This is a genomic window from Streptomyces sp. NPDC006207 (genome assembly GCF_040613835.1).
Lineage (GTDB): Bacteria > Actinomycetota > Actinomycetes > Streptomycetales > Streptomycetaceae > Actinacidiphila.
Genome location: NZ_JBEXSX010000047.1, coordinates 1 through 14996, shown reverse-complemented (window position 1 = coordinate 14996; position 14996 = coordinate 1). Strand labels below are relative to the sequence as shown.

Here is a 14996-nt window from a genome sequence, read left to right as displayed (position 1 = left end):
ACCTCCACGTCAAGGCACCACCACGTCAAGGCACCGCGTCCGTCCACCTCGGGAGACCACCGATGTCCCACGTCGAACATCTGCAGGAACTGAACGGCCTGCCGGCCTTCGACTTCCCCGCGCCCGGCGCGCGGCAGGAGCTCCCGGCGGCGGGCGCGGTGGCGTGGCGGCTGGCCGTCAACCCCTGGGAGGACGACGCGAAGGAGACCTTCGCGCAGTTGTGGGACCGCTTCCTGGAGACGGTCGAGCCCGCGGGCGTGCGGGCCCTCGTCCTGGGCCAGTGGGGCGAGCCGTACGACAACGACTCCGGTGTCCTCGTGCGGCTGCTCGTGGACGCGCGCGAACGGCTGACCGCGCTGGAGGCCGTGTTCCTCGGCGACCTGGAGATGGAGGAGGCCGAGATCTCCTGGATCGAGCAGTCCGACGTGACGCCGGTGCTCGAGGCCTATCCGCGGCTGGAGGAGTTCGGCGTCCGCGGCGGCACCGGACTGCGCTTCCCTGCGACCCACCACCAGCGGCTGCGCACGCTCCGTTTCGAGGCGGGCGGCCTGCCCGGTGAGGTGGTCCGCGGTGTCGCCGCGAGCGAACTCCCGGCGCTGGAGCACCTGGAGCTGTGGCTGGGCGTGGAGGAGTACGGCGGCGACGCCACGGTCGCCGACCTCGCGCCGGTCCTGGCCGGCGGCCGCTTCCCCGCGCTGCGCCATCTCGGCCTGCGCAACAGCGAGATCCAGGACGAGATCGCCGCCGCCGTCGCCGCTGCCCCCGTCGTGGCCCAGCTCTCCTCGCTCGACCTGTCCCTGGGCGTGCTCACCGACGACGGTGTGACCGCCCTGCTCGCCGGCCAGCCGCTGACCCACCTCAACTGGCTGGACCTGCACCACAACTTCGTCACCGAGCCGGTCGCCGAGCGCGTGCGGGCCGCCCTCGAGCCCTCGGGCGTCGAGGTCGACCTCTCCGAACCCGGCGACGAGGACGAGTGGGACGGCGAGGTCCACCGCTACACCGCCGTCGCGGAGTGAGGCCGTCATGACCGTCACACGTCACCTGGAGACCTTCCACGGGCTGCGCGTGCACACGCTGCCCGAGGCCGGCACGGCCGAGCTGCCCGGCCCCGACGCCGTGGCCTGGCGGCTGGACTGCTTCGAGGCCGGCGAGATCCCCTTCCCCGAGCTGTGGGGCCACTTCACCGCGGCGGTCGACACCACGCGGGTGCGCGCGCTGGTCCTCGGCCCCTGGTGGGACGACGAGTACTCCGAACTGCGTCCCGCGCTGGAACTGGTGCTCGCGGACGCGGAGCGTTTCCCCGCGCTGCGCGCCCTGTTCCTCGCCGACGTGACCGGCGAGGAGTGCGAGGTCTCCTGGCTGCAGCTGACCGACGTCACGCCCGTCCTCGAACGCTTCCCGCTGCTGGAGGAGTTCGGTGTCCGTGGCGGCGACTCGCAGGGGCTGGGCGAGGAGCCGCTGTCGCTGCGTCCCGTCCGTCACGAGGCGCTGCGCGTGCTGCGCCTGGAGTCCGGCGGGCTCCCCGGCACGGTGGTGCGGGCGGTCGGCGCCTGCGAGCTGCCCGCGCTGGAGCGGCTGGAGCTGTGGCTCGGCGTGGAGCAGTACGGAGGGGACTCCACGGTCGCCGACCTCGCGCCGGTCCTGGCCGGCGGCCGCTTCCCCGCGCTGCGCCACCTCGGCCTGCAGGACAGCGAGTTGCAGGACGAGATCGCGGCGGCCGTGGCCTCCGCTCCCGTCGTCGCGCAGCTGGAGACGCTGAGCCTGTCCATGGGCACCCTCACCGACACCGGCGCCGAGGCACTGCTGGGCGGCCAGCCGCTCACCCACCTCAAGCGGCTCGACCTGCACCACCACTACCTGAGCGAAGCCGTGGCCGAGCGGCTGCGCGCCGTCGTGGGCTCCGCGGGCACCGAGGTCGACCTGTCGGAGCACCGCGAGCCGCATCACTGGCGGAACGAGGAGTGGCGCTATGTCGCCGTCTCCGAGTAGCGGTACCGGCGGTGCGCTCCGCATCGCCGTCGTCGGCAACCCCGGCAACCGCAGGACGACCCTCTTCGCCGACGCGGTGCGTGCCGCGGGCCATCCCGCGCCCCGTGTGCTGGCGTGGCGCGACGTGCTGCGCGGCCGGTACGCCTTCGCGCCCGGTGAGTTCGTGCGCGTCGACTCGCCCGGCGAGGACGCGGAGGTCGACCGCCTGCTGCGGGGCGCCGACGACCCGGCCAGGGTCGAGGGCACCGCGTTGTGGTACCGCCGCTTCACCGCCGCCGTGCACGAGGTGACGGAGGCGGCCCGCCGGGCCGGCGCGGTGCCGTCGGCGGACGCCGGGGAGGTCGCCGTGCTGTTCGACAAGCGGCGCTGCCACGCCCGGCTGACCTCCGCGGGCGTCCCGGTGCCGCCCGCTCCCGACGGGCCGCCGGTGCGCGGCTGGGCCGAGCTCAGGGAGCGCCTGCGGTCCGCCCGGATCTCCCGGGCGTTCCTCAAGCCCGCGCACGGCTCCTCCGCCTCCGGGGTGGTGGCGCTGGCGATGGCGGGCCCCGGCCGGGTCAAGGCCACGACCTCGGTGGAGACCACCGCCGACGGACGCCTGTTCAACTCGCTGCGGGTCCGCGAGTACCGCACGGAGCAGGAGGTCGCCGCCCTCGTGGACGCGCTGGCCCCGGACGGGCTGCACGTCGAGCGCTGGCTGCCCAAGGCGTCCCAGCACGGGCGGGCGGCCGACCTGCGGGTGGTGGTGGTCGCGGGCCGCGCCACGCACGCCGTCGTCCGCACCAGCCCGCACCCCATGACGAACCTGCACCTCGGCGGCGCCCGCGGCGACCTGGACACGGCCCGCGCGGCGATCCGCGCCGCGGGCGGCGACTTCGGGGACGTGCTGACGACCGCCGAACGGGCGGCCGCGTGTTTCCCCGGCACGCTCTGCGTGGGCGTGGACGTCCTGCCCGCGACCGGCTGGCGCCGCTTCGCCGTCGGCGAGGTCAACGCCTTCGGGGATCTGCTGCCCCGGCTCACCGGCCTCCCCGGCAGCGGCGCCGAGGGCCTGGACACCTACGCCGCCCAGGTCGCCGCCGTACCGGCCGCGATGCACGGCGCGCGACGCGAGGAGCACCACCATGACGCCACCGCTTGACATGAACCAGATCGTGGGCAGCCACGACATCCTGCTGGTCACCCTGGACACCCTCCGCCACGACGTGGCCGAGGAGCTCGCCGCGGCCGGCCGCATCCCCCACCTGGCCCGCCATCTGCCCGGTGGCCGGTGGGAGCGCCGGCACGCGCCCGGCAGCTTCACCTACGCCTCCCACCAGGCGATCTTCGCGGGCTTCCTGCCCACACCCACCACGCCCGGTCCCCACCCGCGGCTGTTCGCGGCGCGCTTCGCCGGCAGTGAGAGCACCGCGGACGGCACCTTCGTGTACGACACCCCCGACCTGGTGTCGGGCCTGGCCGGGGCCGGCTACCGCACGGTGTGCATCGGCGGCGTCGGTTTCTTCAACAAGCAGGCGCCGCTGGGCTCGGTGCTGCCCGGGCTCTTCCAGGAGAGCCACTGGGAGCCGGAGTTCGGGGTGCCCTCCCCGACCTCCTTCGAGGCCCAGGTGGCCCGCGCCGAGGAGGTCGTCGCCGCCCTGCCGCCGCAGCAGCGGCTCTTCCTGTTCGTGAACGTGTCGGCGCTGCACCAGCCCAACTGGTTCCACCTGCCGGGTGCCACCCGGGAGGCGGGCGACTCGCGCGCCACCCACGCCGCCGCCCTGGAGTACGTCGACCGCCACATCGGCAGGCTCTTCGCCGCCGCCTCCAGCCGCCGTCCGTGCCTGGCCGTCGTATGCTCCGACCACGGCACGGCGTACGGCGAGGACGGCCACACCGGCCACCGCATCGGCCACGAGGTCGTGTGGACGGTGCCCTACGCCCACTTCCTCCTCGACGGGGCCGCCCGATGACCCTCACCGACGTGACGCTCTCCGCCACGCCCCCGGCCACGGCCGCCGTGCGCCCGTACCGGCACTACGTGTACGCGTACCCGCACAAGACGGCCTACCGCGCGCTGCCCCGCGAGCACGCCCGGCTGCGCGACCTGTGGGCGGACGAGCCGAAGGACGCGCTGTCCCTCTACTTCCACATCCCGTTCTGCGAGGTCCGCTGCGGCTTCTGCAACCTCTTCACCAGGATCGGGGCGCCCGACGGCCTGGCGACCGCCTACCTGGACGCGCTGGAGCGCCAGGCCACGGCGGTGCGGGAGGCGCTGGGCGAGGGCGCGCGGTTCGCCAACGCCGCCTTCGGCGGCGGCACCCCCACGTACCTGGAGGCTGCCGAGCTGGAGCGGCTCTGCGATCTCGCCGAACGTGGCCTGGGGGCCGACCTGCGGGCGATACCGCTCTCCGTGGAGGCCTCGCCGGCCACCGCGACCGCCGACCGGCTGTCGGTGCTGGCGGAGCGCGGCACGACCCGGCTGAGCCTGGGGGTGCAGAGCTTCGTCGACGCCGAGGCGCGCGCCGCCGTCCGTCCCCAGCGCCGGGCCGACGTCGAGGCGGCGCTGGGCAGGATCCGGGAAGCGGGCATCCCCGTCCTCAACATCGACCTGATCTATGGCATCGACGGCCAGACCGAGGGTTCCTGGACGCAGTCCCTCGACGCGGCGCTCGCCTGGCGGCCCGAGGAGCTGTACCTGTACCCCCTGTACGTCCGCCCGCTCACCGGCCTCGGCCGCCACGCGGCCGACGCCGCGCGGGGCGAAGCGGCGTGGGACGAGCAGCGGCTGCGGCTGTACCGGCACGGCCGCGACCATCTGCTGGCGCACGGCTACGAGCAGGTGTCGATGCGCATGTTCCGCCGTGCGGGCGCGCCCACCACGGGCGGCGGGGACTACGCCTGCCAGACCGACGGCATGGTGGGCCTGGGCTGCGGCGCCCGCTCGTACACCTCCTCGCTGCACTACTCCTTCGACTACGCCGTCGACATGCACCACATCCGCGGCATCATCGACGAGTACACGGCGCGCACCACGCAGGAGTTCGCCCACGCCGACTTCGGCTGGGCGATGGACGCCGAGGAGGCCCGCCGCCGTCATCTGCTGCAGTCCCTGCTGCAGGCCGAGGGCCTGCCCGTCGCGGAGTACCGGACCCGGTTCGGCACGGCTCCCGGGGAGGATTTCGCCGGGGAGCTGCAGCGCTTCGCCGACCGGGGCTGGCTCGACGCCGCCGCGGGGCCGGAGGTGCTGCGGCTGTCGCCCGAGGGGCTCGCCCACTCCGACGCGGCCGGACCCGAGCTGTTCTCCGCCGCCGTCCACCGGCGCATGGCCGCCTACGAGCCCAAGTGAGCGCCCCCGCCATGGACCTGACGATCCTCTACCGCGGCCCGCTGGCCTCGTGCGACTACGACTGCCCGTACTGCCCCTTCGCCAAGCGCCGTGACAGCCGCGCCCAGCTGACCGCCGACCGCGTCGCGCTGGAGCGCTTCGCGGGCTGGGCGGCCGGGCAGACCGACGACCGGCTCTCCCTGCTGTTCACCCCGTGGGGCGAGGGACTGGTGCGCTCCTGGTACCGGCGGACGCTGGCGGAGCTGAGCCGGCTTCCGCACGTGCGCCGGGTGGCGATCCAGACCAATCTGAGCTGCCGCACGCAGTGGCTGGACGAGGCCGACCTGGACACGCTGGCCCTGTGGTGCACCTTCCACCCCGGCCAGACGCCCTACGACCGTTTCCTGGCCAGGTGCCGCGAGCTGGCGGACCGCGGCGTCCGCCACAGCGTGGGCGTCGTCGGGCTGCCGGAGCACCTGGGACTGGCCGGCCGGCTGCGGGCCGACCTCCCGGACCACGTCTACCTGTGGGTCAACGCCGCGGAGGGCCACACCTACACCGACGCCGAGGCGGCGCGGTGGACCGCGCTGGACCCGCTCTTCCCGTACAGCCGGCATCCGCACCGCAGCGCGGGCCTGCCGTGCCGCACGGGCGAGTCGGTCATCTCGGTGGACGGCGAGGGCACGGTGCGCCGCTGCCACTTCGTCCCCGAGGAACTGGGCAACCTCTACGACGGCTCCTACCGCGCGGCGCTGCGCCCGCGCGCGTGCCCGCTGGCCGTCTGCGACTGCCACATCGGCTACGTCCACCTGGAGACGCTGCCGTTGTACGACGTGTTCGCGGGCGGGGTCCTGGAGCGGATCCCCGCCGCGCCGCCGCCGGGGCGGACACCGCTCCCGCTCCTGCCGCTCCCGCTCCCTTAGCGGGCGGCCGACGCCCCCGCGTCAGCCCTTGCGGCCGACCCCTCCCCAGAAGGCGGCACGGGCGTGCTCGCCCTCCTGCGCGGACGGGGAGTCCGGGCGCCACCGCGGCACCTGCACCAGGCCCGGCTCGACCAGGGAGAACCCCTCGAAGAAGGGCTCGATCTGCGGCTTGCTGCGCAGGTTGAGGGTGGAGGTGGCGTTCTTGTACGCCTCACCGGCGTCGGCGTCGACGTCGCGGTGGAAGTCGGTCGTGCCGTGGCTGAGGATCAGGAAGCTGCCGGACGGGAGGTTCTTGGTCAGGGTGCGCACGATCCCGGCCGGGTCCTCGTCGTCGCGGACGAAGTGCAGCAGCGCGACGAGCATCAGGGCGACGGGCTCGTCGAAGTCGATCAGCTCCCGGATGGTGGCGTGCTCCAGGATGGTCTCGGGCTCACGGACGTCGCCGAGGAAGAAGCCGGCGTTGCCGGTGTTGGTGAGCCGCGCGCCGGCGTGGGCGGCCACGATGGGGTCGTTGTCGACGTAGGCGACCCGGGCCTCGGGGACGACGGAGCGGGCGACCTCGTGGGTGTTGGGCGAGGTGGGGATGCCGGTGCCGATGTCGACGAACTGCCGGACGCCCTGCCCCGCCGCGTAGCGGACCGCGCGCTGCATGAAGTCCCGGTTGGCGCGGGCGCTGGGGCGCGCGTCGGGGGTCATGCGGATCACCATCTCGGCCGCCTCGCGGTCGGCCTCGTAGTTGTCCTTGCCGCCGAGGTAGTAGTCGTACATCCGGGCCGGGTGCGGCCGGCTGGTGTCGATCTCCTCCGCGGGGAAGCCCTTGTCGGTCAACGCCCTGCTCCGTTCGGATTCCGGTGACCCTTGCGGGTCGAGGTCGGTGCGGTCATCTCGTCGCCGTCGTGGGTCCGCTCCATGGTCACGTCTCCCTCTGGATGCCGACGAGGATCCGCTCGGTGCTCTGGGTGGGCGCGGCCTGTGCGCACATCCGGTCCAGTGCCTCCAGGAACGCCGAGACGTCGTCGCGGTCGTCGAAGTAGACGCCCCCGACCAGGCTTTCCGAGTAGACGACGTCCGGGAGCTCGTGCGTCTGGAACCGGAAGATGTGGAACGGGCCGTACATGGCGGGGTGCGGTCCGGCCGTGAACGGCATGATCTGGAGCCGTACGTTGGGCAGCGCGCAGGAGTCGATCAGCTTGGCGATCTGGGCGCGCATGACCGCCGGACGGCCGATGGGTCTTCGCAGCACCGTCTCGTCGATGACGATCCAGACCAGCGGCGCGTCCTCACGGGTGAGCAGGGCCTGGCGCTCCATGCGCAGCGCGACCCCGCGTTCGATCTCCGCGTCGCCGGCGCCCGGGTTCCCCGCCCGCAGCACCTCGCGCGCGTAGTCCTCGGTCTGCAGCAGTCCGGGGACGTAGTGCGGCTCGTAGGCGCGGATGACGCCGGCCTCGCCCTCCAGGCTCACGAAGGCGCTGAACCAGTCGGGCAGGACGTCGCGGTAGCGGTGCCACCAGCCCGGCTGGTTGGCCTCGCGGGCGAGCGCCAGGAACCCCTCGACCTCTTCCGGGTCGCCGACCCCGTAGGTGCGCAGGAGCTTCTCGACGTAGGGGATCTTCAGGCCGACCTCGGCCTTCTCCATGCGGCGGACGGTGGCGTGGGTGACGTCGAGCGCCCGGCCCGCGTCCTCGAAGGAGAGTCCGGCCTTCTCACGCAGGTCCTGGAGCCGTTTTCCGAGCACCACACGGAGGACGGTGGGGGCACCGGCTGACCGCGCGTCCGTCACGACCACTTCCCCAACTCCCCTCTGCCACAAGCAGTGTGTCATGCCGTCAACGAAAACCGACAGTGCGCATCGGCCGTTCTGTAAATTACAGATCGCATCTTGCCAACAGTGAGAACGGGACCGCATAGTTAGCGACGTGGCCTCCTCACCAGACGCTCTGCGGTTAGAGCGCCGTGGCGACCTCGACGCCCTTCGCTGCCAGGACCTCTTCCGTTTGCCCGCTCACGGGTCCTCGGTCGCCGACGCACGCCACCGCGTGCGGGCACGGTTGCGGGAGTGGGACGCGGACGAGGGACTCCGCGACGACGCCGAGATGATCGTCTCCGAGCTCTTCACCAACGCCGTCATGCACACCGGCAGTGAGTTCATCACCTGCGGGCTGCGCTACGACGGCACCCGGCTGCGTCTGGAAGTCAGCGATCAGGGGCACGCGCCGACTGCGCCCCGGCCGCGGGCGGCGGGCGTCGACGAGGAGGGCGGCCGCGGGCTGCTGCTGGTGGGCGCGCTCTCGCAGGCATGGGGCGTCCGGCCCACCGACGACGGTGGCGGCCGTGTCGTGTGGGCCGAACTCGCCTCCGGGGCCTCGCCCTTCTGACGCCGCGCGCGGTGCGCCCCGGGCCCGCCGGCTACAGCGGCAGCAGGTCCGGGCGCTTGGGCTCCACGTTGTCGCCGGAGGACTCCCCGCGCAGCCGCCGGCCGATCCAGGGCACGAGGTACTCGCGCGCCCACTGGATGTTGTCCCGCCGGATCTCGGCGGGCGCGCGGAACGGCTCCGGCGGCCACGCCTGGTCGGGGTCGGCGGGCACCTCGAGGCCCAGCACCTGCGCGGCGCGCAGCGCGACCCTGGTGTGTCCCTCGGGCGACAGGTGGAGGCGGTCGGAGTCCCAGGCCCGGCGGTCCTGGACGGAACGGAGCGACCACAGGTCCAGCACCGGGGAGTCGTACCGGTCGGCGATGGCGCGCACATGGGCCGTGTAGGTGGCGATCTTGCCGCGCAGATGGCGCAGGACGGGGATGCCGCGGGTGTCGAAACCGGTGCACAGCACGACGGTGCCGACGGACGCGGTGAGGCGGGCGACCGCCGCCTCGTAGCGCTCCGCGACGTCGTCCGGGTCGCTGCCGGGGCGGAGGATGTCGTTGCCGCCCGCGCAGAAGGTCACGAGGTCGGGCGCGAGCTCCACGGCCCGCGGCACCTGCTCCTCGACGATCTGGTCGAGTAGGCGGCCGCGCACCGCGAGGTTCGCGTACCGGAAGTCGTGCTCCGGGCGGCGGTCGGACAGGAGGACCGCCAGCCGGTCGGCCCAGCCGATGAACGTCCCGTCGGGACCCGGATCGCCCACACCTTCGGTGAAGCTGTCCCCCAGGGCGGTGTACGACCCGATGGCGGCACTGTTGTTTCTCTTCGAATCGTCTGGCACGTCAGCACATACTTCACCTCCTCAAGTGACCTACGCCACCGTAACCAAGGGTTGACGGGGGGTGATGTATCCCACCCGGCCGGATCCGCCGGAAGCGGAATACGGCGGTGCCGCGCCCGCCGCGCACAGCCCCCTCCCGCGATCACATACCGCGCGGTACGGGCCGCCACGGGTGTCGTAAGGTCGGGAGTGGTCCGGCCGCCGGTGATCCGCACCGTCCGGCCCCTGAGCGAAGGAGCCCCGGTGACCGAGCAGACGCCGCAGACCGCCCCGTCGGAACCCGAGCTGACCGGGGTGCGCAACTTCCGCGACGTGGGCGGCCTCCCGACGACGGACGGCCGCCGGGTGCGGTACGGACGGCTCTTCCGCAGCGGCCACCTGGCGCACGCCACCGCCGCCGACGCCGCCTTCCTCTCCACCCTCGGGCTGCACACGGTCTTCGACTTCCGCAACGCCTCCGACATGAAGCTGGAGGGCCCGGACGTCGAGCTGCCCGGCGTGCGCAACGTCAACATGCCGCTGAGCGACCCGGCCTCGGGCGCCGAGTTCTGGACGACGGTCCGCGACGGCGACATCGCGGCGCTGCGCCAGATCCTCGGGGAGGGCCGCGCCGCCGCGCGCATGGTGCAGGCCTACCGCCGCATCGTGCTGGACCGCACCGCCGAGCACGCCCGCATGCTGGAACTGCTCGCCGAGGACGAGTCGGTGCCGGCGCTGCTGCACTGCGCCGCGGGCAAGGACCGGGCCGGGACCTCGGTCGCCGTCATCCTGCTCGCCCTCGGGGTCGAGCGCGACGCGATCGTGGAGGACTACCTCAAGAGCAACGAGGCCCACCGCCGCTACCGCATCAAGCGCGGCGACGACGCGGAACCGGCGACCACCCCCGAGGTCATGGAGCTGCTCGGCCCGCTCTTCGACGCGCGCAAGGAGTACCTGGAGACCGCCTTCGACACCATCGAGGAGCACTGGGGCTCGGTGGACCGCTACCTGGAGGAGGGGCTCGGCCTCACCCCCGGGCGTCGCGAGCGGCTGCGCGCGCTCTTCCTGGACGGCGCGCAGCCGGCCTGACACGAGGCGGCGGGGCCGCCCTACTTGGCCCCGGCCAGGTGGAAGATCAGGAAGAAGAATGCGGCGATGACGTGGACCCCCACCAGGTAGATGAAGGTGCGCACCTTGAAGCCCATGGGGGCCTTGCCCCCGGAGTTGCCGGACACGGTCAGTCCTCTCGTCATGCGCCGTGGGGGCGCGGGGAACGGCCGTCGCCCAGGCACAGCTCTACGACGGAACTCCGCAGCAGCGTGTGGACGAACAGCAGATCGACACCGTTCGGCGAGGCCGCCGCGATGCGGTGCGGGGTGAGCGAGTCGAAGTGGGCGCTGTCGCCGGGCACCAGCCGGTGCACGGCGTCCCCGAGGGTGAGCCGCAGCTCGCCCCCCAGGACGTGCAGCCACTCCTCGCCGGCGTGGACGCGGACCAGCCCCTCCTGGGGGCCGGGCGGCACGTGCAGCCGCAGCGCCTGCATGGCCCGCCCGGGGTTCCCGGCCGGCCAGTACGTCCAGCCGCCGGCCTCCGCGGGCGGCACGGAACCGCCACGGACGACCGGATCGCGCTCGGGGGAGGTCTCGCCGAGCAGGTCGGACACCGTGGTGCCGTAGGTGCGGGCGAGGGTCAGCAGCATGGGGAGCGAAGGCTGCCGCTGCCCGGTCTCCAGCCGGGACAGGTGCGCGGGCGACAGCCCGGCGCGGGCCGCGGCCGCCTCCAGCGTCAGCCCGCCCCTGCGGCGCAGCGCGCGCAACTGGGGGGCGACGTCCGGCAGGGGCGCCTCGTCCGCAGATGGTGAGGTCATGCCTCAGGTATAGACGTGGTTCGCCCCTGAGGCAAAAAGTTTGCCTCAGGGGCAAGGCACCGTGGGCCGGACGCGGGCCCGGGTCAGCGGTTGGCGACGGCCTGCTTCACCAGTGTCCTGCCGAACTCCCACATCAGGCCACCGCCGCCGTGTGCGTCGTCCATCACGGCGGTGAAGGCGTCCACGAAACGGTCCACCTCGCGCTCCCCGATGACCAGCGGCGGGATCAGCTTGATCACCTCCAGGTGGTCCCCCGAGACCTGGGTGAGGATACGGTGCCGCTGCAGCAGCGGCACCACCACCATCTGCGCGAACAGGCCCTTGCGGGCCGCCTGCAGCATCGTCCAGCGGCTGCGCAGCCCCAGCGACTTCGGCCGGCCGAACTCGATGCCGATCATCAGGCCCCGGCCGCGGACCTCGTGCAGCAGCTCGTAGCGGTCGACGAGGGCGGCGAGGCGGTCGCGGAGCAGGTCCCCGGTGGCCCGCGCGTTGGCGACGACCTTCTCGTCCTCCATCACCGTGAGGGTGGCCAGCCCGGCGGCCATGGCCTGGGCGTTGGAGCCGAAGCTGGCGGAGTGCGCCAGCACCCGGTCCATGGAGGAGTAGACCTTCTTGAAGATCCAGTCCTTGCCGAGGGTGGCGCCCACCGGCACGTAGCCGCCCGACAGCGCCTTGGCCACGCACACCAGGTCCGGCTCGACGCCCTCCTCGTGCCGGTAGGCGAAGAAGTCGCCGGTGCGGCCGATGCCGGTCTGCACCTCGTCGGCGATGAGCAGCGCCTTGTGCCGGTGCAGCAGCTCCTGCGCCGCCCGCAGGTAACCGGGCGGCGCGGCGTGCACGCCCTTGCCCTGGATCGGCTCGACGATCAGCGCGGCCACGTCGCCCTTGGCCAGCTCCCGCTCCAGGGCCGCCAGGTCGCCCAGGGGCACGGCGGTGTCGGGGAGCAGCGGGTCGAAGCCCTCGCGGAAGCCGACCTCGCCGTTGACGGACAGCGAGCCGGTGGTCAGCCCGTGGAACGCGTGGTCGCAGTAGAGCACGCGGGGCCTGCCGGTGGCGTAACGGGCGAACTTCAGGGCCGTCTCGACGGCCTCGGTGCCGCTGTTGCCGAAGAACACCCGGTCGAGCCCCGGCGCGTACGACAGCAGCTTCTCCGCGAGCAGGCCCGGCAGCGGCTGGCAGTCGAAGCGGGTGAGGTCGGCCAGCCCGGCGTCCAGGACGTCGTGCAACGCCTTGCGGACCACGGGGTGGTGGCGGCCCAGGCCCATCACCCCGAAGCCGGCGAGCATGTCGAGGTAGTCCCGGCCCTCGTCGTCCCAGAAGTACGCGCCCTCGGCCCGCTCGTAGACCTTGTCGAAGCCGATGGTGTGCAGCATCCGCGGCAACTGGTGATTGAGGTACCTGGCGTGCAGGTCGTAGCGCTCGGCTCCGCGCTCGGCCAGCAGCGTCGCCAGATCGAACCCCTTGGGCTCAGGTTCGGGCGATGTCATCGCTCACGTGCCTCTCGTTCGGGTGCTGCTCGTTCACCGCGAGACGGGTCAGGGTGGCCCCGATCCGGCCGGCGATCTCGGCCGGGGTGAGCCCGATGTCGGCCAGCACCTCGCCGCGCTTGGCGTGCGCCAGGAACTGCTGCGGGATGCCGAAGTCCCGGACCGGCACGTCGGTCTCCGCGTCCCGCAGGGCCTGCGCCACCGCAGAACCCACGCCCCCGGCCCGGCCGTTGTCCTCGATGACGGCCACCATGCGGTGCCGGGCGGCGAGCGCGGGCAGCTCCGCGTCGAGCGGCTTGACCCAGCGGGGGTCGACGACCGTGACGCCGACGCCGCGTTCGCGCAGCAGGGCGGCCGCGGCCAGGGAGACCGAGCCCAGGGCGCCGACGGACACCATCAGCACGTCCGGCCGGTCGCCGCGGTGCAGCACGTCCATGCCGCCGACCCGGTCGATGGCCGGCAGGGTCTCGCCGACGGTCTCCTTGGGGAAGCGGACGACGGTGGGCGCGTCGTCGACGTCGATCGCCTCGCGGAGCTGGGCGCGCAGTTGGTCGGCGTCGCGCGGCGCGGCGATCCGCAGGCCCGGGACGACCTGGAGGATCGACATGTCCCACATTCCGTTGTGCGAAGCGCCGTCGTCGCCGGTGACGCCCGCCCGGTCCAGCACGAAGGTCACACCGCACTTGTGCAGCGCGACGTCCATCAGGACCTGGTCGAAGGCGCGGTTGAGGAAGGTCGCGTACACGGCGACCACCGGGTGCAGCCCGCCGGTCGCCAGGCCCGCCGCCGAGACCGCCGCGTGCTGCTCGGCGATCCCGACGTCGTAGACGCGGTCGGGGAACGCCTTGGCGAACTTCTCCAGCCCGACCGGCTGCAGCATGGCCGCCGTGATCGCCACGACGTCCGGGCGCTCGGCGCCGATCCGGACCATCTCGTTGCCGAAGACCGAGGTCCACTTCGGGCCGCTCGACGGGGTGAGCGGTTCGCAGGTGAGCGGGTCCATGGCGCCCACGGCGTGGAAGCGGTCCGCCTCGTCGCGCTCGGCGAAGGCGTAGCCGCGGCCCTTCTCGGTGAGGCAGTGGACGAGGACGGGGCCGTGGAAGCGCCGGGCCCGGCGCAGCGCCGACTCGACCGCGGTCACGTCGTGGCCGTCGATCGGGCCGAGGTACTTCAGCCCCAGGTCCTCGAACATGCCCTGCGGGGCGAAGGCGTCCTTGAAGCCCTTCTTGGCGCCGTGCAGGGACTCGTACAGCGGCTTGCCGACCACGGGCGTCTGCTGGAGCACCTGCTTGCCCCAGGCCAGGAAGCGCTCGTAGCCGTCGGTGGTGCGCAGGGTGGCCAGGTGGTTGGCGAGGCCGCCGATGGTGGGGGCGTAGGAGCGCTCGTTGTCGTTGACGACGATGATCAGCGGACGGTCCTTGGCGGCGGCGATGTTGTTCAGCGCCTCCCAGGCCATGCCGCCGGTGAGCGCGCCGTCCCCGATGACGGCCACGACATGGTCCTGTCGGCCGAGCACCTGGTTGGCCTTGGCCAGGCCGTCGGCCCAGCCGAGCACCGTGGAGGCGTGGCTGTTCTCGATGAGGTCGTGCTCGGACTCGGCGCGCGAGGGGTAGCCGGACAGGCCCCCCTTGCCGCGCAGTTTGGAGAAGTCCTGACGGCCGGTCAGGATCTTGTGGACGTAGGACTGGTGACCCGTGTCCCACAGGATGCGGTCGGCCGGCGAGTCGAAGACCCGGTGCAGGGCGACCGTCAGCTCGACCACGCCCAGATTGGGTCCCAGGTGCCCCCCGGTCCTGGCCACCGCCTGCACCAGGAATTCACGGATCTCCACGGCGAGTTCGCCCAGCCGCTCCGGCGGAAGGGCCTTCAGGTCGCGTGGACCACGGATGTTCTCGAGCAGCGACACTTTCCCACCTCGCTCCCCTGCCGGGGATTGTTTCGCTTTAGCTCACACTGATCTGGGGCTCTCCTGACGGCACTCCGTCGGCCTGCATGCGCTCGGCGAGCTTCATGGCCTCCTCGATGAGGGTCTCCACGATCTTCGACTCCGGCACGGTCTTGATGACCTCGCCCTTGACGAAGATCTGCCCCTTGCCGTTGCCCGAGGCCACCCCCAGGTCGGCCTCGCGCGCCTCGCCGGGACCGTTGACGACGCAGCCCATCACCGCGACCCGCAGCGGGACCTCCATGCCCTCCAGGCCCGCCGTCACCTGGTCCGCCAGCTTGTACACGTCCACCTGCGCACG

Annotated in this window: 15 protein-coding genes and 1 pseudogene; 8 read left to right on the top strand and 8 right to left on the bottom strand. The window is 72.9% G+C overall.

The window, feature by feature from the left end:
- Positions 1-62 precede the first annotated feature (62 nt).
- Genes ABZ312_RS30815 through ABZ312_RS30790 form a run of 6 tightly spaced genes read left to right on the top strand, consistent with a single transcriptional unit; the run spans position 63 to position 6219 of the window.
- Positions 63-1019, top strand: a complete 957-nt coding sequence (locus ABZ312_RS30815) for an STM4015 family protein (protein WP_500323874.1) — start codon at positions 63-65, stop codon at positions 1017-1019.
- Positions 1020-1026: 7 nt separating this feature from the next.
- Entirely contained in the window at positions 1027-1992 is a 966-nt protein-coding gene (locus ABZ312_RS30810; protein ID WP_500323873.1) for an STM4015 family protein, read from the top strand.
- The gene (locus tag ABZ312_RS30805; protein ID WP_500323872.1) at positions 1973-3130 is read left to right on the top strand and encodes an STM4014 family protein; all 1158 of its coding nucleotides are present in this window, start codon (positions 1973-1975) and stop codon (positions 3128-3130) included. Before ABZ312_RS30810 ends, ABZ312_RS30805 begins: the two co-directional genes overlap by 20 nt.
- Position 3131: 1 nt before the next feature.
- Entirely contained in the window at positions 3132-3941 is an 810-nt protein-coding gene (locus ABZ312_RS30800; protein ID WP_500323960.1) for an STM4013/SEN3800 family hydrolase, read from the top strand.
- A complete protein-coding gene (locus ABZ312_RS30795; RefSeq protein ID WP_500357318.1) occupies positions 3938-5317 on the top strand; it encodes an STM4012 family radical SAM protein in 1380 nt (459 codons plus the stop codon). Before ABZ312_RS30800 ends, ABZ312_RS30795 begins: the two co-directional genes overlap by 4 nt.
- Positions 5318-5328: 11 nt before the next feature.
- Complete coding sequence (locus ABZ312_RS30790) at positions 5329-6219, top strand: STM4011 family radical SAM protein (RefSeq protein ID WP_500439223.1); 891 nt, start codon at positions 5329-5331, stop codon at positions 6217-6219.
- A gap of 21 nt (positions 6220-6240) precedes the next feature.
- Here ABZ312_RS30790 and ABZ312_RS30785 read toward each other — a convergent pair whose 3' ends face one another.
- Together ABZ312_RS30785 and ABZ312_RS30780 are read right to left on the bottom strand one after the other, a co-directional pair.
- Positions 6241-7047, bottom strand: a complete 807-nt coding sequence (locus ABZ312_RS30785) for an SAM-dependent methyltransferase (RefSeq protein ID WP_500323870.1) — start codon at positions 7045-7047, stop codon at positions 6241-6243.
- A gap of 85 nt (positions 7048-7132) precedes the next feature.
- Entirely contained in the window at positions 7133-7999 is an 867-nt protein-coding gene (locus ABZ312_RS30780; protein ID WP_500357320.1) for a Sco1979 family transcriptional regulator, read from the bottom strand.
- A gap of 214 nt (positions 8000-8213) precedes the next feature.
- Here ABZ312_RS30780 and ABZ312_RS30775 point away from each other — a divergent pair, with 214 nt between their 5' ends.
- Positions 8214-8594 carry an ATP-binding protein gene (locus tag ABZ312_RS30775; protein WP_500323868.1) on the top strand — a complete coding sequence of 127 codons (381 nt, stop codon included), beginning with the start codon at positions 8214-8216 and terminating at the stop codon, positions 8592-8594.
- A gap of 31 nt (positions 8595-8625) precedes the next feature.
- On the opposite strand, the gene ABZ312_RS30770 is transcribed toward ABZ312_RS30775, so the two are convergent.
- Positions 8626-9417 carry an SGNH/GDSL hydrolase family protein gene (locus ABZ312_RS30770; RefSeq protein ID WP_500323867.1) on the bottom strand — a complete coding sequence of 264 codons (792 nt, stop codon included), beginning with the start codon at positions 9415-9417 and terminating at the stop codon, positions 8626-8628.
- A 243-nt stretch (positions 9418-9660) separates the two neighbouring features.
- Between ABZ312_RS30770 and ABZ312_RS30765 the strand changes: the two genes are divergently transcribed.
- A complete protein-coding gene (locus tag ABZ312_RS30765; RefSeq protein WP_500323866.1) occupies positions 9661-10485 on the top strand; it encodes a tyrosine-protein phosphatase in 825 nt (274 codons plus the stop codon).
- Between the two features lie 20 nt (positions 10486-10505).
- Here ABZ312_RS30765 and ABZ312_RS30760 read toward each other — a convergent pair whose 3' ends face one another.
- From ABZ312_RS30760 to ABZ312_RS30740, 5 genes and pseudogenes are all read right to left on the bottom strand, one after another.
- The gene (locus tag ABZ312_RS30760) at positions 10506-10631 is read right to left on the bottom strand and encodes a DUF6126 family protein (RefSeq protein ID WP_500323865.1); all 126 of its coding nucleotides are present in this window, start codon (positions 10629-10631) and stop codon (positions 10506-10508) included.
- A gap of 14 nt (positions 10632-10645) precedes the next feature.
- On the bottom strand, positions 10646-11263 hold the full coding sequence (locus tag ABZ312_RS30755; RefSeq protein WP_500323864.1) for a helix-turn-helix domain-containing protein: 618 nt from the start codon (positions 11261-11263) through the stop codon (positions 10646-10648).
- A gap of 83 nt (positions 11264-11346) precedes the next feature.
- Positions 11347-12750, bottom strand: a complete 1404-nt coding sequence (locus ABZ312_RS30750; protein ID WP_500323863.1) for an aspartate aminotransferase family protein — start codon at positions 12748-12750, stop codon at positions 11347-11349.
- The gene (gene dxs, locus ABZ312_RS30745; protein WP_500323862.1) at positions 12731-14656 is read right to left on the bottom strand and encodes a 1-deoxy-D-xylulose-5-phosphate synthase; all 1926 of its coding nucleotides are present in this window, start codon (positions 14654-14656) and stop codon (positions 12731-12733) included. The genes ABZ312_RS30750 and dxs overlap by 20 nt, the downstream gene beginning before the upstream one ends.
- A 37-nt stretch (positions 14657-14693) precedes the next feature.
- Positions 14694-14996, bottom strand: a pseudogene (locus ABZ312_RS30740) (flavodoxin-dependent (E)-4-hydroxy-3-methylbut-2-enyl-diphosphate synthase); the annotation flags it as partial.

Coding starts and splice junctions, on each gene's coding strand:
- ABZ312_RS30815 (WP_500323874.1), top strand. CDS start 63: ATGTCCCACGTCGAACATCTGCAGGAACTGAACGGCCTGCCGGCCTTC.
- ABZ312_RS30810 (WP_500323873.1), top strand. CDS start 1,027: ATGACCGTCACACGTCACCTGGAGACCTTCCACGGGCTGCGCGTGCAC.
- ABZ312_RS30805 (WP_500323872.1), top strand. CDS start 1,973: ATGTCGCCGTCTCCGAGTAGCGGTACCGGCGGTGCGCTCCGCATCGCC.
- ABZ312_RS30800 (WP_500323960.1), top strand. CDS start 3,132: ATGAACCAGATCGTGGGCAGCCACGACATCCTGCTGGTCACCCTGGAC.
- ABZ312_RS30795 (WP_500357318.1), top strand. CDS start 3,938: ATGACCCTCACCGACGTGACGCTCTCCGCCACGCCCCCGGCCACGGCC.
- ABZ312_RS30790 (WP_500439223.1), top strand. CDS start 5,329: ATGGACCTGACGATCCTCTACCGCGGCCCGCTGGCCTCGTGCGACTAC.
- ABZ312_RS30755 (WP_500323864.1), bottom strand. CDS start 11,263: ATGACCTCACCATCTGCGGACGAGGCGCCCCTGCCGGACGTCGCCCCC.
- ABZ312_RS30750 (WP_500323863.1), bottom strand. CDS start 12,750: ATGACATCGCCCGAACCTGAGCCCAAGGGGTTCGATCTGGCGACGCTG.